Annotated in this window: 17 protein-coding genes; 7 read left to right on the top strand and 10 right to left on the bottom strand. The window is 42.3% G+C overall.

Going from position 1 to position 24,874, the window contains the following annotated elements:
• Positions 1–385: 385 nt before the first annotated feature.
• The 4 genes from NWP17_RS04785 to NWP17_RS04770 all read left to right on the top strand — a co-directional run bounded on the left by NWP17_RS04785 (position 386) and on the right by NWP17_RS04770 (position 4,733).
• Entirely contained in the window at positions 386–1,102 is a 717-nt protein-coding gene (locus tag NWP17_RS04785; protein ID WP_425332641.1) for a TIGR04283 family arsenosugar biosynthesis glycosyltransferase, read from the top strand.
• A 78-nt stretch (positions 1,103–1,180) separates the two neighbouring features.
• Positions 1,181–1,738 (top strand): Uma2 family endonuclease, encoded by a 558-nt coding sequence (locus tag NWP17_RS04780; RefSeq protein ID WP_280653768.1) that lies wholly within the window; start codon positions 1,181–1,183, stop codon positions 1,736–1,738.
• A gap of 521 nt (positions 1,739–2,259) precedes the next feature.
• Entirely contained in the window at positions 2,260–2,667 is a 408-nt protein-coding gene (gene tnpA / locus NWP17_RS04775; RefSeq protein ID WP_280653767.1) for an IS200/IS605 family transposase, read from the top strand.
• A gap of 185 nt (positions 2,668–2,852) precedes the next feature.
• Positions 2,853–4,733, top strand: a complete 1,881-nt coding sequence (locus NWP17_RS04770; protein WP_280653766.1) for an ABC transporter ATP-binding protein — start codon at positions 2,853–2,855, stop codon at positions 4,731–4,733.
• 60 nt (positions 4,734–4,793) lie between these two features.
• Here the strand turns inward: NWP17_RS04770 and NWP17_RS04765 are convergent, their stop codons facing one another.
• The 4 genes from NWP17_RS04765 to NWP17_RS04750 all read right to left on the bottom strand — a co-directional run bounded on the left by NWP17_RS04765 (position 4,794) and on the right by NWP17_RS04750 (position 8,298).
• Complete coding sequence (locus tag NWP17_RS04765; RefSeq protein ID WP_280653765.1) at positions 4,794–5,771, bottom strand: ferredoxin family protein; 978 nt, start codon at positions 5,769–5,771, stop codon at positions 4,794–4,796.
• A gap of 466 nt (positions 5,772–6,237) precedes the next feature.
• A complete protein-coding gene (locus tag NWP17_RS04760; protein WP_280653764.1) occupies positions 6,238–6,861 on the bottom strand; it encodes an exopolysaccharide biosynthesis protein in 624 nt (207 codons plus the stop codon).
• 10 nt (positions 6,862–6,871) lie between these two features.
• On the bottom strand, positions 6,872–7,810 hold the full coding sequence (murQ, locus tag NWP17_RS04755; RefSeq protein WP_280653763.1) for an N-acetylmuramic acid 6-phosphate etherase: 939 nt from the start codon (positions 7,808–7,810) through the stop codon (positions 6,872–6,874).
• A gap of 53 nt (positions 7,811–7,863) precedes the next feature.
• Positions 7,864–8,298, bottom strand: a complete 435-nt coding sequence (locus NWP17_RS04750) for a DUF3110 domain-containing protein (protein WP_280653762.1) — start codon at positions 8,296–8,298, stop codon at positions 7,864–7,866.
• 295 nt (positions 8,299–8,593) lie between these two features.
• Between NWP17_RS04750 and NWP17_RS04745 the strand changes: the two genes are divergently transcribed.
• A complete protein-coding gene (locus tag NWP17_RS04745) occupies positions 8,594–14,044 on the top strand; it encodes a translocation/assembly module TamB domain-containing protein (RefSeq protein WP_280653761.1) in 5,451 nt (1,816 codons plus the stop codon).
• Between the two features lie 188 nt (positions 14,045–14,232).
• Here the strand turns inward: NWP17_RS04745 and NWP17_RS04740 are convergent, their stop codons facing one another.
• From NWP17_RS04740 to NWP17_RS04730, 3 genes are all read right to left on the bottom strand, one after another.
• Entirely contained in the window at positions 14,233–14,574 is a 342-nt protein-coding gene (locus NWP17_RS04740) for a cupin domain-containing protein (protein WP_280653760.1), read from the bottom strand.
• Between the two features lie 67 nt (positions 14,575–14,641).
• A complete protein-coding gene (locus NWP17_RS04735; RefSeq protein ID WP_280653759.1) occupies positions 14,642–15,715 on the bottom strand; it encodes a DJ-1/PfpI/YhbO family deglycase/protease in 1,074 nt (357 codons plus the stop codon).
• Positions 15,716–15,750: 35 nt separating this feature from the next.
• Entirely contained in the window at positions 15,751–16,155 is a 405-nt protein-coding gene (locus NWP17_RS04730) for a DUF2267 domain-containing protein (RefSeq protein WP_280653758.1), read from the bottom strand.
• A 413-nt stretch (positions 16,156–16,568) separates the two neighbouring features.
• On the opposite strand from NWP17_RS04730, the gene NWP17_RS04725 reads away from it, so the two are divergent.
• Positions 16,569–16,949 (top strand): DUF6335 family protein, encoded by a 381-nt coding sequence (locus NWP17_RS04725; RefSeq protein WP_280653757.1) that lies wholly within the window; start codon positions 16,569–16,571, stop codon positions 16,947–16,949.
• Between the two features lie 12 nt (positions 16,950–16,961).
• Here the strand turns inward: NWP17_RS04725 and NWP17_RS04720 are convergent, their stop codons facing one another.
• Positions 16,962–19,319: a WD40 repeat domain-containing protein gene (locus tag NWP17_RS04720; protein WP_280653756.1), complete on the bottom strand. Its 2,358-nt coding sequence runs from the start codon at positions 19,317–19,319 to the stop codon at positions 16,962–16,964.
• Positions 19,320–19,771: 452 nt separating this feature from the next.
• Positions 19,772–20,161: a hypothetical protein gene (locus NWP17_RS04710; protein WP_280653755.1), complete on the bottom strand. Its 390-nt coding sequence runs from the start codon at positions 20,159–20,161 to the stop codon at positions 19,772–19,774.
• Positions 20,162–20,216: 55 nt separating this feature from the next.
• Here NWP17_RS04710 and NWP17_RS04705 point away from each other — a divergent pair, with 55 nt between their 5' ends.
• Positions 20,217–20,354 carry a hypothetical protein gene (locus NWP17_RS04705; protein ID WP_280653754.1) on the top strand — a complete coding sequence of 46 codons (138 nt, stop codon included), beginning with the start codon at positions 20,217–20,219 and terminating at the stop codon, positions 20,352–20,354.
• Between the two features lie 42 nt (positions 20,355–20,396).
• Here NWP17_RS04705 and NWP17_RS04700 read toward each other — a convergent pair whose 3' ends face one another.
• Positions 20,397–24,698: a DUF4347 domain-containing protein gene (locus NWP17_RS04700; protein ID WP_280653753.1), complete on the bottom strand. Its 4,302-nt coding sequence runs from the start codon at positions 24,696–24,698 to the stop codon at positions 20,397–20,399.
• Between the last annotated feature and the right edge of the window lie 176 nt (positions 24,699–24,874).

The following is a 24,874-nucleotide window of genomic DNA, read 5'->3' as shown; positions in this document are numbered from 1 at the left end:
GCCAGGGATGGCGATCGCAGCATTAACAAGCCTAAATTCACTCATTCTACATTCACTCATTCTGCGCTGTTCTATTATATCGTGCAGCCAGGGAATAAATTCCCTGTCTAATAGCTAAAGTCGGTTAAAACCGACTAGTTTATGGGAGTAGCACCGGCTTCTAGCCGGTATTGGTGACAAGCAAGATGCTTGTGTTACACGCGCGATTTGCTTCGCCTAAAACAACTGCTTGGTGCAATTCACTCATTCTACATTCTACATTTGTAAGTAACACGTGGTTGGGTGTCCAAAGTGTCGTAGAAAGGTTTTAATCCATGGTGTTGATGTCCGTCTTCAGGAAATCATATGAGGAGTCGCCAATGAGTTTAACAGTGAGGTTATGGAAATGGAAGTAATGCCAGATAATGTACATCTCCTAATTGAAGCTGAGAAGAAAATTTCTATTATTATCCCCACCCGCAACGAAGCAGAAAATATTAAAGCTGCCATCGCTGGCACTCAACCCAGTAGAAATATAGAATTAATCGTGGTGGATGGTGACTCACAAGACCACACTGTGAGTATAGCCCAGTCATTGGGGGTGAAAGTCATTTTATCTGCTCCCGGTCGTGCTGCTCAAATGAATGCAGGTGCTGAGGCTGCAAGGGGTGACATCCTGCTATTTCTCCACGCTGATACACGTCTACCCTCTCAGTTTGATGACATGATTCGCGCTGCACTCCAAGCACCGGGAATAGTAGCAGGAGCTTTTGCTTTGCGGATTGATGCCTCACTGTGGACATTAAGATGGGTAGAAAAGGGAGTATACTGGCGATCGCGTTTTTGTCAAATGCCCTACGGCGATCAAGCAATATTTCTAACTAAAGAAGTGTTCCAAAAAGTTGGCTATTTTCCAGAATTACCGATTATGGAAGACTTGGAAATCATGATGCGGTTAAAGGCTATTGGTAAAATTACTATTATTCCAGTACCAGTAATCACATCTGCCCGGAGATGGTTAAAAAAAGGAGTATTCCACACCACCCTACTCAATCAAATAGTGATTATTGGTTATTTACTCGGTGTTTCACCCCAGCGCCTTCGCAGTTGGTATCGTCGGTAAAATTTGTAACGCAAGCATCCTACTTGCTAAAGTGTCATTCGCTGTTAAAATTAAAGAAGTTTGAGAAAACATAAAGCTATGACTATTGCAGCAATTCAACCGACAAATATAGAAGAATTTTTGCAATTGCCAGAGACAGAACCAGCTTCTGAATTTATACATGGACAAATTATACAGAAACCAATGCCTCAAGGGCAACATAGCCAACTTCAAATTGATCTATGCGAAACTATTAATCAAATTACTAAACCTCAGAAAATTGCCAAAGCCTTTCCAGAACTTCGCTGTATTTTTAGTGGATTGGCAATTGTTCCAGATATAGCGGTATTTCGTTGGGAGCGAATCCCTAAGTTACCATCAGGACGCATCGCTAATCGGTTTGAAATTCATCCAGATTGGGTAATTGAAATTCTCTCTCCCGAACAGAAATATAAACAAGTTCTCAGCAAATTACTACACTGTGCTGAGTATGGAACTGAGTTAGGTTGGTTGGTTGATAGTGACGATGAAAGTATTTTGGTAGTAGATAGCGATCGCCGGGTTAAGGAACTGAAAAATAACGATTACTTGCCGGTTATCACCGGAATTGAATTAAATATTACTGTTCAAGAGGTCTTTAGCTGGTTGAGTTTATAACCCACATTGCGCCTTATCCGATGTCACAATAATTTGGAATTTCAGTAACGATTAAGCGATAATAAATGCGTTTATAATGCGTTTAAGCGATATAAAAAGAAAGCAGATTATAAAAGCGATCGCGCTCAAGCCCCAGGCGCAGAGTATGTGTGGGGTGGGGGTTTGATCGCCGGTCTGGTAACACAAGCATCTTGCTTGTTAATGATTTATCATGCAGCCAGGGAATAAATTCCCTGTCTAATAGCTAAAGTCGGTTAAAACCGACTGGTTGATGGGTTGGTTTGTGGTTCTGGTTTTATATATTTTTTACCTAATAATGGAAATTTTATTTTTCATGTGATTCAATTTTTTGGTAATATGATCTGAGTCCGTTTTAACGGACTTGAGCTTTCAGACGTGGAATTTATTCCCCGTCCGGATGGGTTGGACTAACTGGATGGGTTGGACTAACTGGATGGGTTGGACTAACTGGATGGGCTAGACAGGACAAAAAAATTAGGCTTTTTTGTTTTCAAACCATTATGGCTTTATGGCGATTATATTATCATATTGTTTGGGCAACGAAAAAACGCGAACCTTTAATTACACCTGATATAGAAGATAAATTTTATGGTTATTTAATTGGGAAGGCGGATTATTTAGGTTGTATAATTCATGCTATTGGTGGTATTGAAAACCATATTCATTTTGTGGTTTCCATTCCGCCTAAATTATCTATAGCTGAATTTGTGAAAACTTTAAAAGGTAGTAGTGCTTATCACTATAATCATACTTTGGGGAAAACACAAGAATTTGCATGGCAAGAAGGATATGGAGTTTTTTCTTTAGGTGGTAAACAATTACCGACAGCTGTTGATTATGTGAATAATCAAAAAACACATCATCAAAATAAAACGACAATTCCATTTTTAGAACAGGAAACAGATTAGATATATAAAAATCAGTCCGTTTTAACGGACTTGAGCTTTGAGACGGGGAATTTATTCCCCGGTGAGCTAAGGCTGTAGGAGTTGCGTAACTGCTGTATATCTCTAGCAAGACGAAAAACTACAACTAGGAATGCTACCTAAAAAAATGTTTTTCCCATGGCAAAACTTAATATAATGCTCTTACTATGAGCAGCTACCAATCTTTAAACAAATCTCAGAGAGATAACCGCACAAATAACAGCGACTGGCGGTTGTTTTTACGTCTATTGCCTTATGCGCGTCGTAGTGGAGGACTGCTGACACTGGCGCTAGTGCTACTAATACCCATCGCATTAGCTAACGCAGTACAACCACTCCTGATTGGACAAGTTATTTCCCTGATTCGCAATGAAACAAGTACCTATGAATTTCTCAGCGATCGCCCCCTGTGGCAAGGGTTAAATATCCTGCAAGTATTGATACTCATGTCTATTGTGATCCGACTGTCGTTAACTAGTGTTCAAGGTTATCTGCTACAGAAGCTGGGGCAAAAAATCACTGCGGCGATTCGTCAAGATTTATTTCACCATGTCACATCTCTGGCGGTGCGTTTCTTTGACAACACACCTGTAGGTAAATTAATTACTCGACTCACCAGCGATGTAGAAGTGTTAGGAGATGTATTTTCTACCGGGGCTATTGGTATTGTCTCCAATGTATTTAGTATGTTGGTGATTATCAGTATTATGTTGTCCATTGAGTGGAAACTGGCTTGCTTGCTGCTGGTGATGCTGTTACCAGTGACTTGGTTAATTATTTTCTTTCAGCAGCAGTACCGCCAAGCTAATTACAAAACACGGGAAGAACTTTCTGCTTTAAACTCCCAGCTACAGGAAAATGTAGTTGGTATTAATGTGGTGCAGTTGTTCCGACGGGAAAAATTTAATGCTGAGTTATTTCGCCAGACTAATAAACGCTACGTTCAGCAAGTAGATAAAACCATCTTTTATGATTCGGGGGTTTCGGCAACTTTAGAATGGATTGGACTAGTAGCCATTGCCGGAGTTTTGTTAGTGGGTGGTTGGTTACTTTTAGATAATAGCTTGACTTTTGGGGTTTTGGGGGCGTTTATCTTATATGCCCAGCGATTGTTTGACCCTTTAAGGGACTTTGCGGAAAAATTCACTGTGATTCAATCTGGCTTTACTGCTATTGAACGCATTACTAACATTTTGGATGAACCTATAGAAATCCGTGATGGGATTAATCCCCGCTTTTCCATACTTGATCACCGTCTTGGCTACATAGACGATATCATTAGTAATATGGAATCGCAAAATTTTGATTCTCCTCCTGATTTGGGAGAAATTAAGTTTGAAAACGTCTGGTTTGCCTATAAAGATGATGATTATGTCCTGAAAAACCTAAGTTTTGTGATTCACCCAGGGGAAAAGGTGGCTTTAGTTGGTCCGACTGGGGCGGGGAAAAGTTCAATTATTCGGCTTTTGTGTCGTCTTTATGAACCCACTCAGGGACGGATTTTAATTGATGGGGTAGATATCCGGGAGTTACCACAGGCGGATTTACGCCGGTATATGGCAGTGATTTTGCAAGAGGGGTTTTTGTTTGCTGGTGATGTGAAAAGTAATATTACTTTAGGAGACCATTACACTTTTGAGGAAATTAAACAAGCTGCCGGCAGAACAAATATTGCTGAGTTTATCGAAGAGTTACCCCAGGGCTATGATACTCAACTGCGACAACGGGGGACAAATATTTCTAGTGGTCAAAAGCAACTGTTAGCTTTTGCCCGTGCTGCTATTCGTAACCCCCAAATCTTAGTCTTAGATGAAGCTACTGCTAGTTTAGATGTGGGTACGGAAACTTTAGTGCAAGAAGCCTTAAACCAACTTTTGGTGAGACGTACTGCCATTATTATTGCTCACCGTCTATCTACAATTCGCAATGTAAATAGAATTTTTGTGTTAAAGCGCGGTGAACTAATAGAAGAAGGAAGTCATGATCAGTTGCTACAACAAGGGGGTTTATATGCTACCCTACATAATTTACAAATGTTGGGTTCTTAATTAGGGCTACCAAAGTTTGGTAGATGGAAACCCTGGTGATGATTTTAAAATGGCAGCTTTTTAATGATGGCAAGTTGCTACTTTATGACAAACCAGGCTGATACTATCTATGGCATACTTGATGAATACAGAGTTTTCTGTGGCATTGCAAGAACCTTTTATTTGTAATGTCTTTTTTTTGTCCTTGACTAGTTTGGCTTGGTAAATAAATAGAGAACCGGAGGGTTCCTCAAAACTTAACTCGGCTAATATTGTGTTGTTATCTAAACTTTGCTCAATGATTTTGCCGGCTAGTTTGTAGTTAAACCAACTCCATCCGTGGCGGAGGATTAGTTCTCTTTCTAGCATTTGCACTGGAGTGGGGATAATTCCTGACCCTCTGTATACTTTTCTTAAGCATTGTATGTCACCTGTACGGGTCAAAATGGAGTAAAATGATTCTTGACTGAGAAAACCATAATATCTACCCTCTGGTAAATCTATGGCTGTTGGTGCAAATCTATGTCCACCAAAATGACTAGATTTCCACACCCGGACGTGATCCCATTGTAAATTAGCGATGGCAGCGCTACTGTGGAAATAAAAAGGATTACCATATCTAGCACAACACTGATCATGACTACCGTGAGTACATATTAAAATATCTCTGGTGATATTTGTTTCTGTTTTATCATCGGGTATTTTGCTGTATAAGCACTTTCTGACTACCTCAGCGACTTGTTGAATATCTGGTAACTTAAATTCGTATTTTTGGTATCCATCACTCAACCCTGGTTTTTTTTGATAAATCAACAGAGTTGTGTAGTTGACTTTGTGGGAGTAGTTATTAGTAACTAAAAGAAATCTAACGGGTAACTTAGCCCGGTGTACTTCTTCTACTAAAGTTCGTAAGTTGTGGGGTACCCATTTAGATTGAAAAGCGTCATAGCTCCATGGACCCGGACATTCAACTAATATATATGTTTGGTAGTTGGTAGCAGTACCGATAATATCTTCTCTTACCTCTCGTGCATGGTCAGAACAAAAAAAAGTATTCATGGGGATTTAGTCATCAGTGAATTTTGTGGAGGCTATGGGAAAAAGCTAATGTAACCTTAGCTACATTAGTTACATCCCCAGCGGTAAACGAAAATAATCTGCATTTATGGTTTAAAAGCAAATAGCCACTTTATAACATCATTTTCCGTTGAGGTGTTGTGAATTAATAAAATCTCTAGATTAGAGTTCATTAATGTAATCATTTGGCAGGCTGGGGTAGTTATTTTTAATATCTTATCAAAAAAAATATATGATATTGCAAAATATTCTCAATTAATTAGCAAAAAAACGAATAGGTAGATGATGATCCGGATAGTGCGTTAATACTAACGAACTATCACTGCTATTTTTTGTTCCCTGTGATTTTGCCTGTGGATGGATGTAAAGGGTTGTTAAACTGATAATTTGACTCTAACTGAGTTTGAGCAAAAATGCAAGTCTTTTGGGGTCCGGATAGTTGGGGAAATTAACCACCCAGCCAAGTCTTGAGTAAATCTAGAAGACTGGAACCGCCCCAAATCACGGCAATGATAATTGAAGCACTGAGAATGCCCCCCATGACACATATAACTAAACCTGCCAAAGTAATTGCACCATCATCTTCTACTAAACCAAAGCTGGTGACAAAGACTCCCAAGGCTGGGAGAGAATTGGTTCCGGGAATGGGAATCATCATACAAATTGCCATCAGAGAGATCATGATCCCAATAGTGAGTTTACCTGTTGTGGTGGTGCAAATGTAGCTTAAACGGGGTCTGGCGATGGCTTCAATTCTTTGTAACCAAGGATTGCCGGCTTTGACAAATCTCTGTACTGTGGTGAGTTTGATGGGATGGTTGAGCATTTTGGGCGGTAGCCAAGGAATTCTTGCCCCAATCATCAGCTGTATAGCTAGTAAAAAAATTAGCACCCCGAAGGGGACGGAGAAACCAGGCGCAGGAACTGGTAAAGCTGAAGGAAGAGACAGAATAACTAGCAAAAACCCAAAAACTCTTTCTTCTGCTAACAGCATAATTTCTGCTAAAGTGACTTGTGCTGGGCGGTCTTGGTCAAAAAAATAGCGTTGTAATTCTGTGGATAGTTTAGCCATAGATAAGGGATCAGTGTGTATTGTTAAATTCTTGGTGATTTTTGTAATTGGCAACAGCTACCCTGAGATTACCTTGGTGTTTTGTTAGCAAGCCATGGGCTGCATCTTTGTCTAAACTAGTCCAGTGCATGAGTAAGGCTAACTTCACCCAGTTACCACTGCGTTCTAGTAATAAGCCGGCGGTTTCGCGACTTAAACCTGTTAAATCATGTAAAATACGTAAAGCGCGATCGCGTAATTTGTGGTTAGTTACAGCCACATCTACCATGCGATTGCCGTAAACCTTGCCCAGTTGTACCATTACCCCTGTAGAAAGGATATTTAAGGCCAGCTTAGTGGCTGTACCAGCTTTTAAGCGTGTAGAACCAGCGACAATTTCTGGACCCGTTAATAGGCGAATATCAACATCAGCATCAAAAGGGACTTGTTCACTAGGTACACAGGCAATAAAAATAGTTTTAGCGCCTCGTTGACGGGCAGCATTGATAGCTCCGTGGACAAAAGGTGTAGTTCCCCCGGCGGTAATGCCAACTACCACATCTAGCTGAGTAATCTGTCGTTGGGCTATGGCCGCTTCACCATCAGGGCTACGGTCTTCTAAGTCCTCCGAACTGCGGACTAAAGCACCAGCACCCCCGGCAATAATTCCCTGTACTAACTCTGGGGATGTGCAAAATGTAGGTGGACATTCAGCAGCATCTAACACTCCTAATCTGCCACTTGTCCCGGCTCCCACATAAAATAAACGTCCTCCTTGGCGTAGACTTGCTGCGGTCAAATCAATAGCTTCAGCCAACTGGGTTTGAGCCGCAGCCACCGCGGCCACTGCTTTTTGGTCTTCGCGGTTAAACAAGTCCACCAACTCAACAGAACTAAGCTGGTCTAAGTTGACACTATCAGGATTGACCTGTTCAGTTAAAAGATAGCCGCGTTCGTCCAAGTTTGCCATGATTCACATCAATAACTATAATAAGATTTGGTCTCCCCATCCTCTGGTTTAGCTTATAATAACCCTTCTAATTTGCGCCGCATATTTTCTAGTTCAGAATCAGACATTTCTGGTGCTGCTGATGGCACATCGTTAGAGCGGTAGCTATCCTCATCCTCAACTTGCCAGTCGGTTTCTTCGACATTCGTTTCTGGGGGTAACACTAAATCGCTGTTAGCGGGAATAATTTCCCAGTCATAATCAGCACTTGCACAAAATTCCTTAACTTCTTCAGTATCAATCATTTCTACACTGGGAGTTGGGAAGTCTTGAGCTTCTAATAATAGAGCAAAGCGGAGAGCGTCGTCTTCTGACTCAAACATCAAGATTTTATTGCGTACATATCTTAAGGCGGATGCTGAATTATCCACCACACGAATTGAGTGGATGCCCTCGTTTTCTGTGTTAGGATTGAAAATTAATACAAATACACGCATAGGCGTAATCATGTCCTGTTGTTCTGCGACTTACCTATCTTTTGACATACTCACCGACCTTGAAGGTCGGTGATTCTTGACAGTTCACAGTAACTCGCTGCCGAAACAGTCTTACAGTCACTCCCTGTCCATTTTAGTTCGTGCCGATGCCCCATGCCGACCATTTTTATGCCGGGGTTTTCAACCCATTTTTTAAATAATTGCATATCCCCAAATCTAAAATAGGTTTGTATTCTAAAATAAGCATTTATATTTGTGAAATGGTGCTAGTAGTCACCCCTCTAGACCCAGCCTTAAGTTAAATTAAATGAGTAAATCTTCCCATCAAGATCAAGATCATCATTTTCATGCCGACCACCGCAAGGGTTTTTGGTTGCTGCTGTTGAGTCGCGGAGGCATTACCCTAGGCGGACTGTTGTTAGTGGGAATGGTGGGTGGTATTTGGCGGTTGTGGAATTTTGCCCAAACAGAATTAACGCCCCTAGCAGCAAACAGCATCACCAATACACTCAACCGTCCGGTTAAGTTGGGAAAGGTGACGGGGTTTTCTTTGACGGGAGTAGAATTCGCTGATTCTAGCATCCCAGCCACACCCACAGATCCAGATCAAGTAAAAGTTGATGCTGTACAAGTGAGCTTTGATCCGTTGGAATTGATTTTTCAGCGTCAACTCCAGCTGGATGTTACCTTAGTTAATCCAGATATTTACATTGAGCAAGATACTCAAGGACGCTGGATTAGTACTAAAATAGCTCCGCCTGCTAAACAAGAACTGATTTCGGTTAATTTAGATAAACTCCGGTTTCGTAATGCCAAGTTGGCATTAATACCCCAAGATAGCACTAATAAAGTCGGGTTTTCTCAAATTAACGGCACTGCACAATTGCTGAAACAAAACCAATTAATTAAGTTTAAAGTCAGGGGTGGGGCAGATAGTGGGGGTAATGTTGCTATTCAAGGAGATGTAGTTCCCCAAACATTAACAGCTAAATTACAACTGCGATCGCAAGATTTGTTAGCTGCTCAAATTACCCGCTTGATTAAATTACCCTTTAACTTACAGGCTGGTAAAGTTAGTGGCGACTTGCAAATTCAACTCACACCAGAAAAACCTCCTCTATTATTTGGGGCTACCGACTTACAAGGGGTAAAGCTGCAAGTTCCCCAAATTCCTGAAGCCTTTATCAATACCCAGGGGCGACTTCGGTTTGAGGGCAAGGAAATACAACTAGATAATATTGCTACTAATTACGGGGAAATTCCCCTGGTAGTTACAGGGATCATTAACACCTCAACAGGCTATAAATTGGCAGGGCGTGTTCATGCTGTGAGTGTAGCCAATGCCCAAGCAACTCTGAATATTACTGCACCAGTACCAATAAAAGGGCAATTACAAGCTAATTTGCAAATGCAGGGAGCCATTACTAAGCCGGTGCTTTCTGGCTCAGTTGCCACTATCAAAACTGCCCAAATTGATAAAATTGACTTTAATCATATCAGTAGTAAGTTTGAATTTGTTCCTCGTGATCATCTAGTTACCTTGAGAGATATTCAGGGACGTGCTGTGGTAGGGGGAGAAATTACAGGTGTTGGTCTAGTCAAACTAGGGAAAGTTCCCCAACTCAATTTTAATTTTGCCGCCAAAAAAATTGCTGGAGATGCCATCGCTAAACTTTATAAAAAAGTACCTCCCATAGAAATTGGTACTGTTTCCGCCACGGCCCAATTAACTGGTGCTGCCAATGATGTGCAAACGGTGGTACAGTGGCAAGCCCCCGCAGCCACCTATCCCGGTACAGGTGAAACTGTAATTGCCCCAGACCGTAGTTTGACTTTCCGTAACGTGGTGTTGAATGTGGGGGGTGGTATGGTGCGGGGTAGTGGTAGTTTTGCTCAAGGGCGTTGGCGGGCTGTTGCCCAGGCTGCCAGTGTAGGCTTAACACCTTTTGTAGACCAAGGTCAACTGGCAAATATTTCTTTGGCTGGAGCAGAACTTAATGGTGGTATTACCTTAGAGGGCAAGGCGGAACCTTTTCAAGTTGCCACTATTGACACGGAGGAGGCAGAAATAAACATTGGTGGTGGCACTGTTGCAGTTTCTAATATTGAATTACAAAAGAACAACTTTTCAGCGCACCTGGTGGCTAATAATGTCAGGTTAGGGCGGATCTTGACAGCATCCCCATGGGCTTTGGATGGTTCCCTGGGGGGGCGGTTGCAAATAGCAGGGAATAGAGAAAATTTTACACTCAATACTTTAAGTGGTACTGGTGACGCGCAGCTAAAATTGGCGGGTGGAATTGTGACAGCTACTCAGATAAATTTAGCTAATGGTATGTATCAAGCACAACTACAAACCAATAATCTGCCCGTGCAAGAGTTGGTGGCAGTACCACCACAATTTCAGGGGGGGTTAACTGGTAAATTAAATGTGGCTGGGTCTTTGCAGTCCTTTAGTCCAGAAACTATCCAAGCTAGTGGAGAAGGACAGTTAAATGTTGCCGGGGGAATGATGAGGGCTGCTCAGATCAAGTTGGCTAGGGGGCGCTATCAGGCTGTAGTTAATGCTTCTGGTTTGGCTTTAAATCGTTTTCATGAAAAGTTACGGGGTGATTTGACAGGGTTTTTACAAGTGGCTGGCATTTGGGGTTCTGGGAAATTAGCAGATGTACGGGCTGCTGGACAAGTACAATTGTCTCAAGGTATCCCTGGAATGGAGCGACCTGTGACTGCTGCTGTGACTTGGACTGGTGCAAAGCTGGCTATTGAAAGAGCTAGGGCTGAGGGTTTAAATCTCAGTGGTGATATATTAATTAATGCTGCTCAGGGGTCTTTACCGAAAATTACGCAGTTAAATCTAGATGTACAGGCGAAAAATTACAACTTACAACAGTTACCCATTCAATTGCCTAATCAGTTGACAGTGGCGGGAAGTGCAGATTTTCAGGGAAAAATCACTGGTAATCTACCTGTACCTAATGTGGCAGGGAAGATGGATCTACGAGAACTGGTAGTAGAAAATGTGGCTTTTGAGCCATTGTTAAAGGGGAAAATTACATCAGCAGCCGGTCAAGGTTTAAATTTAGATGTAAAAGGTAATAGTGATATCATTGCTTTAAATCTGGATGCCCAAAACCGCCCCCAATGGTTTACTATCAAACACCAACAAGCATTAGCTACAGGTGAAACACAAGGAAATGATTTAGCCATCAAAGTTGCTAACTTTCCTTTACAAATTTTAAATTTAACACCACCGCCTGATGTGCGCCTGGGTGCAAGTTCAGTGGGGGGGTTGTTAAGTGGAAGTTTACAGGTTAATCTGCAAACATCAGCAGCACAAGGAAATTTAGCGATCGCATCACCCCAAATTGGCCGCATTAGTGGGGATAATTTAGCAGCCCAATTCCGTTACCGTGATGGTAAAGCTATGGTGATTAGCAGTGAGTTGGTTAAAGGCCAAAGTCGTTATACCTTTGCTGGTAATGTTGGTCAAACTCCCCAAGGTCCGGAAGTACAAGGTAAAATCAATATTAATCAGGGTCAGATCCAAGATGTGCTGACAGCAGGGCGGATATTTGAGTTACAAGATTTTCAACAGGGGGTAACAGAATCCGATTATGGCACAGCCAAGGATTTAACTACTACATCCCCCGGATTACCGGAACAGCCTTTGTTAACTCAACTAAAACGCTTTAATGAAATTAATACCCTGGTAAAAGAACAAGAAAAACAACGGCGGGAGTCTAATCCAATTCCCGATTTAGCAGATTTGCAAGGGACTTTTAACGGCGAAATTGCCCTAGATACTGCCACTGCTAAAGGCTTATCTGTACAATTTAATTTAAAGGGTGAAAATTTCACCTGGGGTAAAGAAACAGAAACCCAACGTTTTTCTAATGCTAATAATATTGTTGCTGAAGGCAAGTTAGAAAATGGAGTTTTGCAATTACGACCTTTACGAATTGAGTTAGAAAATAGTCTTTTGGCTTTTGTGGGTAATCTTGGCGGTGATGATCAATCTGGTCAACTGCAAGTGAAAAACTTTCCTTTAGAGTTACTGAATAATTTTGTTAATTTACCAGTTGGTATTTCAGGTAATCTCAATGGTACAGCTGCAATAGCAGGTAGTATTGCCAATCCCCAAAGTAAAGGAGAGTTAGTAGTTAAAGAAGGAAAATTAAATCAGCAGATAGTTGAGTCAGCCCTTGCTAGTTTCAGTTATGCAGACGGACGCTTGAATTTTGGCAGCACTGTTTCCATTGTGGAAACCCAACCAGTGAATATTACTGGTAGTATTCCCTATCAGTTACCTTTTGCTGCTGTTGCACCAAACAGCGATGAAATTAATTTGGATATCAAGGTGAAAAATGAGGGATTAGCAATATTAAATTTTTTGACTGATCAAGCGGCGTTTGAGAAGGGGGAAGGAGTGGTAGACATTGAAGTGCGGGGGACAAGCAAAAAACCAGTAGTCAATGGCATAGCTACTGTTAATAATGCAACTTTTACAGCCCAGGCTCTACCGGAAAAAATAAGCGGTGTTACAGGAAAAGTGCTGTTTAATTTTGACCGGATTTTAGTAGAAAACCTACAAGGTCAATTTAGCCAAGGTAATGTGGTAGCATCTGGAGAAATTCCTATTTTCAACAACAGACGAGAAAAGTCTGACAATCCCCTCACTGTTGAAATCGACCAACTAGTTTTAAATTTGAAAGATTTGTACCAAGGGGGCGCTAATGGTAATTTACGCATTACAGGTTCAGCGCTGAAGCCGCAAATTGGCGGTCACGTAAATTTATTCGATGGTCAAGTTTTACTAGCAAATGGGGCTAACTCACCAGCACCAGGGAATAGTAGCAATGACTTGTCATCTATGCTTCGAGATGCTAGGGGAAAAAATAATAATAAAGATAATTCAGTCAGTGGCGAAAGTTTAGCTATTTTTAATAATTTAGATATACAATTGGGTAAAAACGTAGAAATCAATAATCCACCTATTCTCAGCTTTTTGGCTACAGGAAACCTGACTGTTAACGGTTCCTTTGCTCAACCAATACCTGATGGTACTATTACACTGGAGCGGGGTGGGGTCAATTTGTTTACTACACGGTTTAAGCTGGCTCGTGGTTACAACAATAAGGCGACTTTTAGACCATCACAACCCCGCGACCCGGAATTAGATGTGCGGTTGGTGGCTAAGGTGCTAGATGTGGTGCAAAGTAGTGATTTTTCAAGAGCAAATACTTTTGGGTTAGCAGCTTTAGAAAATGTCCAAGTTCAAGCCAATGTCCAAGGTTTTGCGAGTCAACTTAATGAATCAGTGGAACTAACCAGCAGTCCAGCCCGGTCAGAAACTGAAATTGTGGCTTTGTTGGGGGGTGGGTTTGTGGATGGACAGAAACGTGGAGATAGCACTTTAGGTCTAATTAATATCGCGGGTTCAGCTGTGTTGAGCAATTTTCAGTCAGCTTTTAATGAGCTTGGTACTGCTTTAGGTTTAAGCGAATTGCGTATATTTCCCACGATTATTTCTAATAATCCCGAAGGAGCAAGGAGCAATTCTACTTTAGAATTGGCAGCGGAGGCTGGGATGGATGTTTCTCCTAAAGTGTCTATTTCCAGTATTAAAATTTTGACAGCTAATGACCCGTTTCAGTGGGGGGTAAATTACCGCATCAATGATGAAATTCGTCTGCGTGCTTCCACAAATTTAGAAAATGATAGTCGTGTGACGGTGGAGTTTCAACGGAGGCTGTAAATCAGTATTGGATTTATCTATGGTTTCTATGGTAAATTTCTATCATTGATCAGGATAAAATGTTGCAAAAGCATACAACTGTCTGTTATATGTGTTGTTGGCACGTATACCAATTTCAAATCCGGGTTTTTACTAACCCGTGTAGGAGCGTTACATCAGACGTTTCTACTTTTTTTTAGGTTTAACATTTAACTGTCATCTCGTCCATGAATTTGAGCGGGTGGACTGGTGGCTTCAACTGCGGTAAATGGTTGGAGAATTTTGTAAGTGTGGTTTGCACCTTTTGGCACTACCCAAGAACTGCCGGGTTCTAATAGTATCATTTGCCCTTCTATGTGCAGTTCTGCACGTCCGTTAATGACATAGCCCACTGTTTCATAGTCGCGGACAGTGGTTTGTTTATCTCCTGTTGGTTGTTCGTTTTCCCAAAGACGCATGGAAACAGATTTACCAGAGGCTAAGTATTTCTGACCAAGTTGACCTTTGGGGGAATGGCTAGAGTCGATTTTTTTTACACTTGTGTCGGTCATGGTCTAAATCCAATCATCTGTATTTCATAAACATCATATGTGCGGGCAAGATGCCCGCTACAGTTATCTACACAGCAGCGCCTGTGGTGGGCTGGGGTGGCTGAATTTCATTTGCTACTCGTTGCTGATATAGCCGTGCTAATTGCAGTTCATAGTTCCGCAAATCTTGGTGAATTTTCTTAAAAATTGCCGTTGCTACTGGGTCAGTGTACATGGCACACAGGTTACTAATGTCACCAATACCTGTTTGCACATCCCCTAGGGCGCAACGTAATTGATATATGTCATCGCTACCAGTGAAAGCACTTTTTACCTTGGCGTATTGGTGGGCGATGTTGGCGAGTATGGAGGGTTTTTGACCGAGGGTGTCCAGATAGGTTTCTAACCTCTGAATATGCTGCTGTTTATTACTAATCATCTCCTGAAAATGCGATCGCGTTTGGGGATCTGATTCTTTTTCTGTGTAATGTTCCAAGGCTTCCAAGGAATAACGCTCACCACTTAATGCTGTATTCAAAGCTCTGGTGATGTCATTTTTAGTAGAACCTCCCCAAGCATCGGCTAATTTCCACCATTCCGCTCTGGTGTCTTGTTCGTCTGGAAGACCCGCATCTTTACCACCGTAACCCAAACGACTAAGTAGGGCTGTGGTGAAAATTGCTAAATCTCCGGGTTCACGAGAAGTAATTAAATTACCGTCTACCACTAACGGCTCATCCAGATAATTTGCACCTGCATTGATCATGTCTTTGCGGATAGCATTAAAACCAGTGGCTTGTTTACCTTTGAGTAAATCACCTTCAATTAACAGTTGTGGTCCGTGACAAATGGCTGCTATCCATTTTCCCTGTTGCATCGCTGCTTGGACAAACCGGACTGTGTTGGGGTTGCGGCGCATTTTGTCGGGAGCCATACCACCGGGAATAACTACTGCATCAAACTGTTCAACTACAGCTTCTGTGGTGGTAGCGTCGGGTTGTACTGCGAGTTTCCCTCGTTTACCTTTATATCTTTGATTCATGCGTGAACCAAGGACAAGTACTTCCATCCCGGCTTGTTTTAAGCCATTACAAGGGATGGTAAATTCCATATCTTCTACTCCATCTTCTATGAGGATGGCAACTTTTTTGTTATTGCTCATAAGATTTCCTAATTAATTTCCTGATTAATTATTGCTTAAACTGCGGGAATTTCACTTGTTGGCGATGTAGTAAAGAGTTCTTCGTAATCGTGAGAGAAGTAATGATGAAATTTGGCGAATTTCTCAGGACTAATGGCATTTTGTAACACTGCAAATACAGCCCGGACATGAATAGCGGTAGTTGTTGGTTCTATATTTTCTCTTTGACTAACACGAGTAATAAATTCTTGCAGGTTGAAAGATTCACTTGGTTGTTTTTCTTTGGTTTGCAAATATTGGCTGAGTTCTGGTGGTAATTGTGCAGCTATTTCCTTGGTTTCCTCCCTGGGGATGCGCTCTGTTAAGGTTTCTAAAGTGGCATGGGTAGCCTGTTCTGCTTCTTCGCGGGAATTGGATTGAGCTAGGCTTTGTACATGAGTAATAAATTCTTGATATTCCATTTTAACCTCCGATTCCTAACTTTCCTAACTCATTAATTAGTTACTAAAGCACTTATTAAACACGTGAGATACAAATGTAAACTATCATGTAAATTATCATGTAAATTATCATGTAAACTATGGCCTTGTAAGGCAAGCGTCCACCTTGCTGATGATGTACTTCTGTACCTCAATTAAGCAAAATTGGCAGCAAAACCGGCTATAATCGGGCAAGATGCCCGCAGCAATTGTTATCTATTTGTTATCCCAATACTTATTTACTAGCTTAGGACTCAACAAGTGTTTTATCGTCGTTCTTAGGAGATATGTTTTTTATGACTTTAGTAATACATCTCCCGTGATACAAGGCTGTAATCTGGAAAGGTTATGATTGATGAGTGGATAAATTAGTAAGTATTATTTATAGTAAAAAAATGGTAGAAATTAATCCTGATGATTTAGATCAAGCAGTGACGGAATCCTACGGTACTGGTGTTAAGGAGCTACCGGGATACAATATTGGTGGACGGACTCTCAGACAAAGAAGAAGAGAGTATAAACATACTAGTCCAGAAATTACTGGTGGAGATGTTGATGCTAAATGGCAACTAGAAGATACGGTGGGAGATGAGGCTGTAGGTGGTACTGCTCCTACTCCTGATCAAAATGTGACTGATGAAATAGGAAAAGCAGTAGGATTACCTATGGAAGACCGGGCTTTTCTCCACACCCAGGATATTTTAGAACAACGTGATCGTTCTCGCTGGGAATTAGATCCCATGTCTTCTGATGATTACTCTGAACGCAGGGATTGATTTTTGGCTCATTCAGTGGCTATTTGCCAAATTTTGATGCCAAATTTTGATAGTTTTGTCAGCACTACCACTGGCCAGGGTTTGACCGTCTAGACTCAAATAAATAGTATTTACACTTCCTGAATGTCCGGTTAAGGTGTGTAGTACTTCACCTGTGGAAAGTTGCCAAATTTTGATGGTTGTATCAGCGCTACCACTAAAAAGGATTTTACCATCAGCACTGATGGCAATTGACTTGACCTCACCAGAGTGACCGGTTAATGTTTGCAGCAGTTCACCTGTGGAAAGTTGCCAAATTTTGATGGTTGTATCAGCACTACCACTAAAAAGGGTTTTACCATCAGGACTGATGGCAATTGACTTGACCTCACCTGAGTGACCGGTTAAAGTGCGGATAGGATCGCCAGTGCGCGGGTTCCACAATCTAATTTTACTGTCGGCGCTACCACTGGCGAGAATTGTTCCATCTTGGCTAATGGCTATAGCATGAACGGTGTAAGAATGCCAAAGTGTACAAATGCGATCGCCTGTATATAAATGCCAGATTTTGATTTTATTACTTCCACTGGCCAGAATTTGCCCATCTGGGCTAATGGCTACTACATTAACTGGTTTTTGATGTCCTAACAGGGTATGTAGTAGTTTACCAGTTTTTAAGTGCCAAACTTTAACGTTACTTTTGGGATGGTCACAACTACCAACAGCTAAAAATTGATTATCGGGACTAATGGCCACAGAGGAAATTCCCCCTTCGTTACTGGTGAGGGTGCGAATTTGTTTCCCAGTCTCTAAATTCCACAGGTTGATATTTTTGTCTGTACAGCCACTGACTAAAACCTCTCCATCTGAACTAATGGCTAAGGATGTTATTTTGCCAGAATGTGCAGTTAGGGTATGCTTGGGGCTGGGGGTTGGTAGGGGGGAATTTTTTTCTAGTTCCGCTATGGTATTTAACAGCTGGTCTACTTCGGAAATACCCTGGTTATTACCTATGGCTGTGAAATAATCCTTTAACTTTTCTAGATATGCTTTATCTTCTATTTTCACTGCTGATTGCATCGCCTGTAAAGGATTGATAAATTCCTCTGCTGGCACTTGACGCAATTTCAACCATGTGTTAATAGAGTAATCAACCTGGGACTGTGACCATGAGCGATCGGGTAAATAAGATAAACTTTGGGCTAGTTGCAAAGCTAACTCTGGAACCCAGTAATGGCGCTGATTTTCCAGGGCTTGATAAACCTCTTGATAACCTGTGGCGCATACCCGCAGAAACTCTTCTACAGATTGTAGGTTAGAGGTTTCTTGCAGTAAACTAGGCAGCACCTGGGGTAATAGAGGGGGAACATCATAGTCAACTAAATGATAAGCATCCGCCACCCAAGCCACCACCAAGCAATGACAATTAATTAGTACTTGACAAAGTTTCTGCCAATCTTGATGGTTAATTTGATAGTTTAAGGATAATTTACTGATATCAATTCCTTTTTCTTGCCATTTTTCTACTTTTTCTAAAATTGCCAGGTTAGAGACATTATCCCCGCCTAAATTATTGATTTCTTCCGTATCCTCCCCCATGAATAATAACTCATCCCTGACTTTCTTCCATTCTAAAGCCCGACTTTTGGCTGAGTTGTGCAGAATTTCCCGATAAGGTAGGCGAAAAATTGTTTTGTAGTAATAGGTTTCCTGACCTAAGCCCCAGTAAGCAATGCGAAAATTGAGATAATCCCCGTCATGCTCTGATTCTAAAATTAAAATCGGCTCTGTTTTCAACATCCCAAACAAAGCTTTGATACTAGACTCACTATGAAACCGCTTACTATCCCAGGCCCCTGCTAACAGTTCTGTTGGTCTCATGGGACTGTGGAGGGAATAATATTTGTGAAGAAATTTTCGTAAACCTTCAGCCAATATTGGCTCAATTTGCGAATTTTCTAGATTGTTTTGCTCAAATTTGTCAAATTTAATTTGTGGAGGAGCGAGAAAAATTTTTAAGGGTGTACGTTGATAATTTGTCCCAGAATCTAAAATTTGTGAAGGATAAAGTCTTAATGGCCAGCTTTCAATAATTTTGGCTATTTCTGGCAGTTTTACAGATGTTTCTTTGGTTTGGTTAGCTATTTGTAGTTGGGTTTCTCGTTGGTAAAGAGCTAGTTGCTGTTGTAGGATTTTTTGTTGATCAAATTCTGTAATTCCACTATCTTTCTCTAGGGGTAAGTTGAAAGTTCTGATTAATTCTTTAATTACTTGATGAAATTGAAAGTCGCTCTGGGAGAGGGTTTCTTGAGTACGCTTTTGAATTAAAGTGACTATTACTGGTGTGAATTCTATCACTAATTTAGTGAGTAATCTTAATCCTTGCTCCATATTAATATTCCGGTTTTATGTAAATGAAGTTATGGACGCTGCTTAATTGCAGTATGATTTATGTTTTGCGCCGGGTTAGGGTTGGGAAAATCCAAGCTAATGCTTGGTAAGTGGTTATAAAAGGTGGATTATGGATTATATAATAATTGGCGCTTTTTTTGTGCATTAATAGTTTAGTGCATACTGCTTATACTACTATTTTAAGAAACATTTTTGTAAAACCAAAGAAAAGTCTAATATAAATGCTCATGTTGTGGCGGGAGCATCCTGCTTGCTGATGTGGTTGCGAACTTCAAAGAGATGTAAATGCAGTAAATATTTTAAATCTTGCCAAGCAAACCAGGGGAGAGCATCCCCGAAGTAACGCTACAGGAGTGGGGATATCTACTGTGGTTGGTAGAATCACCCTGCGTTTACGCCGGGGACTGTCAATCATTTAACAATTACACAAATTAAAATTTGATTCCTATTTGTCCGTTGACTCCCCGTACGGAGTTGTAACCAGCACCTAGAAAGATGTTATCAGTAGCACCAACATGAACACCACCAGAATAAGCTACTCCTTTATCTTCTGAATACCAGCCAACTCCTACATAGGGGGAAATAATTGGTAAACTGATAAATTTTAAAACATCTCCTCCCACAGCGTCGTCGGGTCCTTTTCCTAGCTCAACGCCAAAACCTAAAGCTCTAACTCCTACAGCATAGGTAACCTCGCCATCTTTTTCACCTACAGAAACCCAAGGTCGTGGTAAAAACTGAGCAGATGCTTGACTAGGGAATAATAAAGGTAAGCAACTGAGTGATGAAATTAATATTTTGGTAATAACGGCTTTTTTCACGTTTTCCTCCTACACTACTATTATTAGTCAGCGATTATTCAAATTAAATTACATCATGTCACAAGAATCTATCAAAGCAATAGTATCAGCCTATTTTGCCAACATTGCGGCTATGAGTCCAGAGGGGTGGGTAGGGAATTTTGCAGAAGATGCTGTTGGCGTGGTTGAGGTTGTGGTTTGTAGATTTGGGTAGTGGGGCGAAAAAGCCCCACATGACATGAGAAGTTAAAATCTATCAGGAGGTAAAGTAGTCACCCACAGTGAGAGTACCGGCGTTGTTATCACCAGCAGCGAAGGTAAACCTCTGTGCGTACAGAACTAAATCGTTATTGGATTGGAAACCTGCTGTACCGTCGTTAATGGATAAATACTGTCGCCCTCTCCAACCAAAGAACACAGCAGAGTTAATTCCTAACGGCTGTGCGCCGGGGGTGGCTTGATTTGCATCAGTATAGGCAGCATTCACCGCCTCAGCTATGCTTGTAGTACTGATTCTACCTGCGTTGAATAACCCTACTGGGTCTGGGTTACCATTGGTCAACTGGAAGCGATCGCCCTCTCGTTGATCGAATTGAATCAGGTTATCTGTATAGTTGAGTAGAGAGTCCGTCAGGTTTTGGTAGACAAAGATATCAGCACCATCGCCACCATCTAGCAGGTCAGCACCAAGACCACCAATTAATGTATCATTCCCTGCAAATCCTAGTAAACGGTCATTACCTCCCAAGCCAGTAAGTGTGTTATTGTTCGCATTTCCTCTCAAAAGGTTACTGCCATTATCACCTGTGGGGTTTTCCCCACTGATGGGAGCATCATCATTCCTGACGGTAATGGAGGCCTGATCAACACTGATGACCGATTGTGGACTGGTTAAGGATGGCCTGCGGAGTTTGAGAACAATGGTTTCATGTGCTTCTACCCTTGTGTCTCCCAGTAAATCCAGGGTGATGGTTTTGCTGGTTTCACCCGCGCCAAAGTTAATCACTCCTTCCACACCACCTGCGACTCCTCCTATCTGTATGTTGTTGTAGTCACTGTTATAAGTTGTATTACCCATAAACACATATCCCACACTACTCTCCCCGCTTGCGTTTTCACGAGTGACTGTAAAAGTGAGCGGTTGACTACCGCTGTCACCTTCGTTGATACTTGTGGTGGCGGTGTTTACCTTGTAAGTTACTGCTGTAGGGGCTTCGTTAACATCAGTGACGGTGAGGGTGAAGTTAGTTGTTAGGTCTGGTGTATTCCCCACTGTAGTGTCGTCTACGTTGACTGTGACGTTATAACTGGCTTTGGCTTCGTAGTTGAGGACTGTACCTGCTTTTAGATATAGGATATTTCCAGCTACTTCAAAACTACTTGCACCGTCACCAGTTAAGGTGATGGCGTTTGTTCCTAGTCCATCGTCGGTAATGTCAATCTCTGCTACTTGAACGCGGGTTGTGGTGCTGGTGTTTTCTGCTAAGGTTGTGGCTTGATTGTTGAGGGTTACTACTGTAGGAGCTTTGTTAGTTAGAGGCTGTTTAAATATCTGCCCGTAGACTCCAGTAAAAGAACCATCTTGTCCTCCTGTTGATTGCCAAGTTACTATAAATGCACCGTCAGTAAGCGCAGTTACAGATGGCTCCTGCTGAGCATTGTTAGTGTGAGTGTTGACCAGAAACTCAGTGCCATTGGGAGTTCCATCTGCATTGTAGCGCTGCCCGTAGATTCCATAACCCTCCCCGAGGAGAACACCCTGTTTGTCTTGTCCATCTGATGTCCAAGTGACTACAAAGCCACTGTCGCTGAGGGCTGTTACTGATGATTGAAACTGATTGCTGGTAGTGTGAGTGTTGACGCGAAACTCAGTGCCATTCTTTGTGCCATCTGCATTATAGCGCTGTGCGTAAACTCCCCAACCAGACCCATCTTGTTCTGTTGATGTCCAAGTGACTACAAAACCACCGTCTTTTAAGGCTGTTACTGATGATTCATCTTGATTATTTGTGCTGTAATTATTGATACGAAACTCGATGCCATTGGGAGTACCATCTGCATTGTAGCGCTGCCCATAGATTTCATTATTAGAGGTGGATTGTGTCCATGAGGTCCAGGTGACGACAAAGCCACCGTTATCGAGTGCAGCTATTGATGGTTTAGTCTGAGCGCCCGTAATATAAGTATTGATACGAAACTCGATGCCATTGGGAGTACCATCTGCATTGTAGCGCTGCCCATAGATTCCATAATCATTGCCATCTTGCTGATTTGATTGCCAAGTAACCACAAAACCACCATCACCGAGGGCGGTTACTGATGGGTAATTTTGAAATGACAAAGTATAAGTGTTAACCCGAAATTCGCTACCAACTTTGGTTAAGGTATCACTATTATCCGTAAGGTTTATAGTCTGTTGACCAGTGGATAGAGTGTATTTACTGGGGTTTGCTTGTAGTTCTATGGTGATTGTTTCAGTAGGTTCGTAAATGGTGTCGTCGATGACGTTGACGGGAATTGTCACACTGGTTTGACCTGCGGGGATGACAATAGTACCGGGTAGGGTGGTATAGTCTGTTCCGTTGGTGGCTGTACCACTGACGATGTAGTTGACAGTGATGTTTTCTGCCGCTGCTGTGCTTAATGTCAGAGTGAAAAGGCCGTTGGTGGTTGGCTCTGCTGCATCCGTGGTGGGGGTTAAACTTAGGGTGGGAAGAATTGGTTCTGTTAATTTAGCGATAAAGATGTCATAACCGCCCGCACTGGTGAGGGTGGTGTTGCCGAAGGTGGCTGGACCGGTCAAAAGTCCAGTGGTGTAGATGTTTCCACTACTACCTAGGGCTATGCCATAACCTTCGTCATAACCAGTACCCCCCATTTTTTGTGCCCAGGCAAAGGTGCCATCGCTATTCTGTTTAGCTATGAATATGTCACCCTGGCCCGCACTGGTGAGGGTGGTGGTACCAAAGGTGGCTGTACCATTAAAATATCCAGTAGTGTAAATGTTTCCACTAGCATCTATGGCTATGCTTCTGGCCTGGTCTTGACCAGTACCACCACCCGCTTTTTGTGCCCAAGCAAATGTGCCGTCGCCATTCTGTTTAGCTATGAATATTTCCCAATTGCTGGTACTGGTGAGGGTGGTAGTGCCAAACGTAACTGTACCACCGCTGGTAGCGTTACCGTTGAAATATCCAGTGGTGTAAATGTTGCCGCTATTATCTACAGCTATGCCACCGCCAGCATCGTCACCTCCACTACCACCTGCTTTTCGTGCCCAGGCAAAGGTGCCATCGCTGTTCTGTTTGGCTATGAATGTGTCTTGACTACCCGAACTAGTGAAGGTGGTGGTGCCAAAGGTGGCTGCACCAGTGAAAAACCCAGTAGTGTAGACGTTGCCGCTACTATCTACAGCTATGCTATTGGCAGATTCAGTACCAGTACCGCGCGATAGTTGTCCCCAAACCAGGGTGCCATCGCTATTATGTTTAGTTATAAATGCGTCAAAGCCTGCAGGCGTGTAAGTGGTAGTACCAAAGGTAACTGTACTATTTAAACTTCCAGTGGTGTAGACATTGCCGCTACCATCTACTGCAATGCTTCTGGCGAGGTCGTAACCGCTACCCCCAATTTTTTGTGCCCAGGCAAAGGTGCCATCGCTATTCTGTTTCGCTATAAATATGTCATCATTGCCAGCACTTGTGAGGGTGGTATTGCCAAAGGTGGCTGTACCCTGGAAATATCCTGTGGTGTAGATGTTGCCACTACTATCTACTGCAATGTCCATGGCGGTGTCGGTACCGCCACCGCCAGCTTTTCGTGCCCAGGCAAAGGTGCCGTCGCTATTCTGTTTCGCTATAAATATGTCATCACTGCCAGCACTTGTGAGGGTGGTATTGCCAAAGGTGGCTGTACCCCCAAACCTTCCAATGGTGTAAACGTTGCCACTACTATCTACTGCAATACTTCTGCCGAAGTCCATATAACCACCACCCGCTTTTTGTGCCCAGGCAAAGGTGGGAGTCAACAATCCCCCATAACTAGACAGGGCATCGCTGGTAAAGGCCAGGGATAAGTCCATATCCCCGGTGGTTACTTCTAAATTCCAATCCCCCTTTAGTGCCGCACTACCAGTTAAACTCTTAGATGCTGCTACTTTAGCACCAGTTATATTACTTAGGTACTGGATCAACTCTTCTCCTGCATCTCCTGCAGCTACGTTACAGCCGTAGAGTAGCAGGTTAGTAATATGCCACTGTTGTAGTTCACTACTGTAGCGGTGCAGGGTATCTAGGCTCAATTGAGTGTCTCCCACATACAAGCAACCTGGCGCACCGTGGGTGACTAGGTGAACAGTGGTAACTACAGGATATTGGGCTAGTGCTGCGGTAATTTGTTCTACCCCATCTTTACCACTATCTATCAGGATGACGGCTATTCCTGGTTTAACTCCGCTGAGGAGTTGACTCACTGCGGGAACTTGGGAGTCTATAAACAGGACTTCTTGAGACGGAATCTGATCTGCTGTAGTTGCTGGAGAAAGTTTCATGGTTACCATTGGTAGGTTGCACTCCTAGTCTTGACTTGATTATTTGAACGGATAGAGTATTGCTGATTATTTTGCGCCCTGTGAAAAAGGATTAAACCCATGGGGCATTTAATCTTAAGGGCTTGTGCCCATGTACGGAACCTGTAACCCTGACAACCGATTTTTAATATGGCGGTTTTCGCTGC

The organism is Chrysosporum bergii ANA360D (genome assembly GCF_029891735.1).
Taxonomy (GTDB): domain Bacteria; phylum Cyanobacteriota; class Cyanobacteriia; order Cyanobacteriales; family Nostocaceae; genus Umezakia; species Umezakia bergii.
This window is presented reverse-complemented; position numbering and strand designations above follow the sequence as displayed.

What these genes read in the sequence shown, in the direction of transcription:
- NWP17_RS04725 (WP_280653757.1), top strand. Translation starts at nt 16,569, where the DNA reads ATGGTAGAAATTAATCCTGATGATTTAGATCAAGCAGTGACGGAATCC.
- NWP17_RS04780 (WP_280653768.1), top strand. Translation starts at nt 1,181, where the DNA reads ATGACTATTGCAGCAATTCAACCGACAAATATAGAAGAATTTTTGCAA.
- NWP17_RS04760 (WP_280653764.1), bottom strand. Translation starts at nt 6,861, where the DNA reads ATGGCTAAACTATCCACAGAATTACAACGCTATTTTTTTGACCAAGAC.
- NWP17_RS04735 (WP_280653759.1), bottom strand. Translation starts at nt 15,715, where the DNA reads ATGAGCAATAACAAAAAAGTTGCCATCCTCATAGAAGATGGAGTAGAA.
- NWP17_RS04740 (WP_280653760.1), bottom strand. Translation starts at nt 14,574, where the DNA reads ATGACCGACACAAGTGTAAAAAAAATCGACTCTAGCCATTCCCCCAAA.
- murQ (WP_280653763.1), bottom strand. Translation starts at nt 7,810, where the DNA reads ATGGCAAACTTGGACGAACGCGGCTATCTTTTAACTGAACAGGTCAAT.
- NWP17_RS04745 (WP_280653761.1), top strand. Translation starts at nt 8,594, where the DNA reads ATGAGTAAATCTTCCCATCAAGATCAAGATCATCATTTTCATGCCGAC.
- NWP17_RS04720 (WP_280653756.1), bottom strand. Translation starts at nt 19,319, where the DNA reads ATGGAGCAAGGATTAAGATTACTCACTAAATTAGTGATAGAATTCACA.
- NWP17_RS04705 (WP_280653754.1), top strand. Translation starts at nt 20,217, where the DNA reads ATGTCACAAGAATCTATCAAAGCAATAGTATCAGCCTATTTTGCCAAC.
- NWP17_RS04700 (WP_280653753.1), bottom strand. Translation starts at nt 24,698, where the DNA reads ATGGTAACCATGAAACTTTCTCCAGCAACTACAGCAGATCAGATTCCG.
- NWP17_RS04765 (WP_280653765.1), bottom strand. Translation starts at nt 5,771, where the DNA reads ATGAATACTTTTTTTTGTTCTGACCATGCACGAGAGGTAAGAGAAGAT.
- NWP17_RS04785 (WP_425332641.1), top strand. Translation starts at nt 386, where the DNA reads ATGGAAGTAATGCCAGATAATGTACATCTCCTAATTGAAGCTGAGAAG.
- NWP17_RS04730 (WP_280653758.1), bottom strand. Translation starts at nt 16,155, where the DNA reads ATGGAATATCAAGAATTTATTACTCATGTACAAAGCCTAGCTCAATCC.
- NWP17_RS04770 (WP_280653766.1), top strand. Translation starts at nt 2,853, where the DNA reads ATGAGCAGCTACCAATCTTTAAACAAATCTCAGAGAGATAACCGCACA.
- tnpA (WP_280653767.1), top strand. Translation starts at nt 2,260, where the DNA reads ATGGCTTTATGGCGATTATATTATCATATTGTTTGGGCAACGAAAAAA.
- NWP17_RS04750 (WP_280653762.1), bottom strand. Translation starts at nt 8,298, where the DNA reads ATGATTACGCCTATGCGTGTATTTGTATTAATTTTCAATCCTAACACA.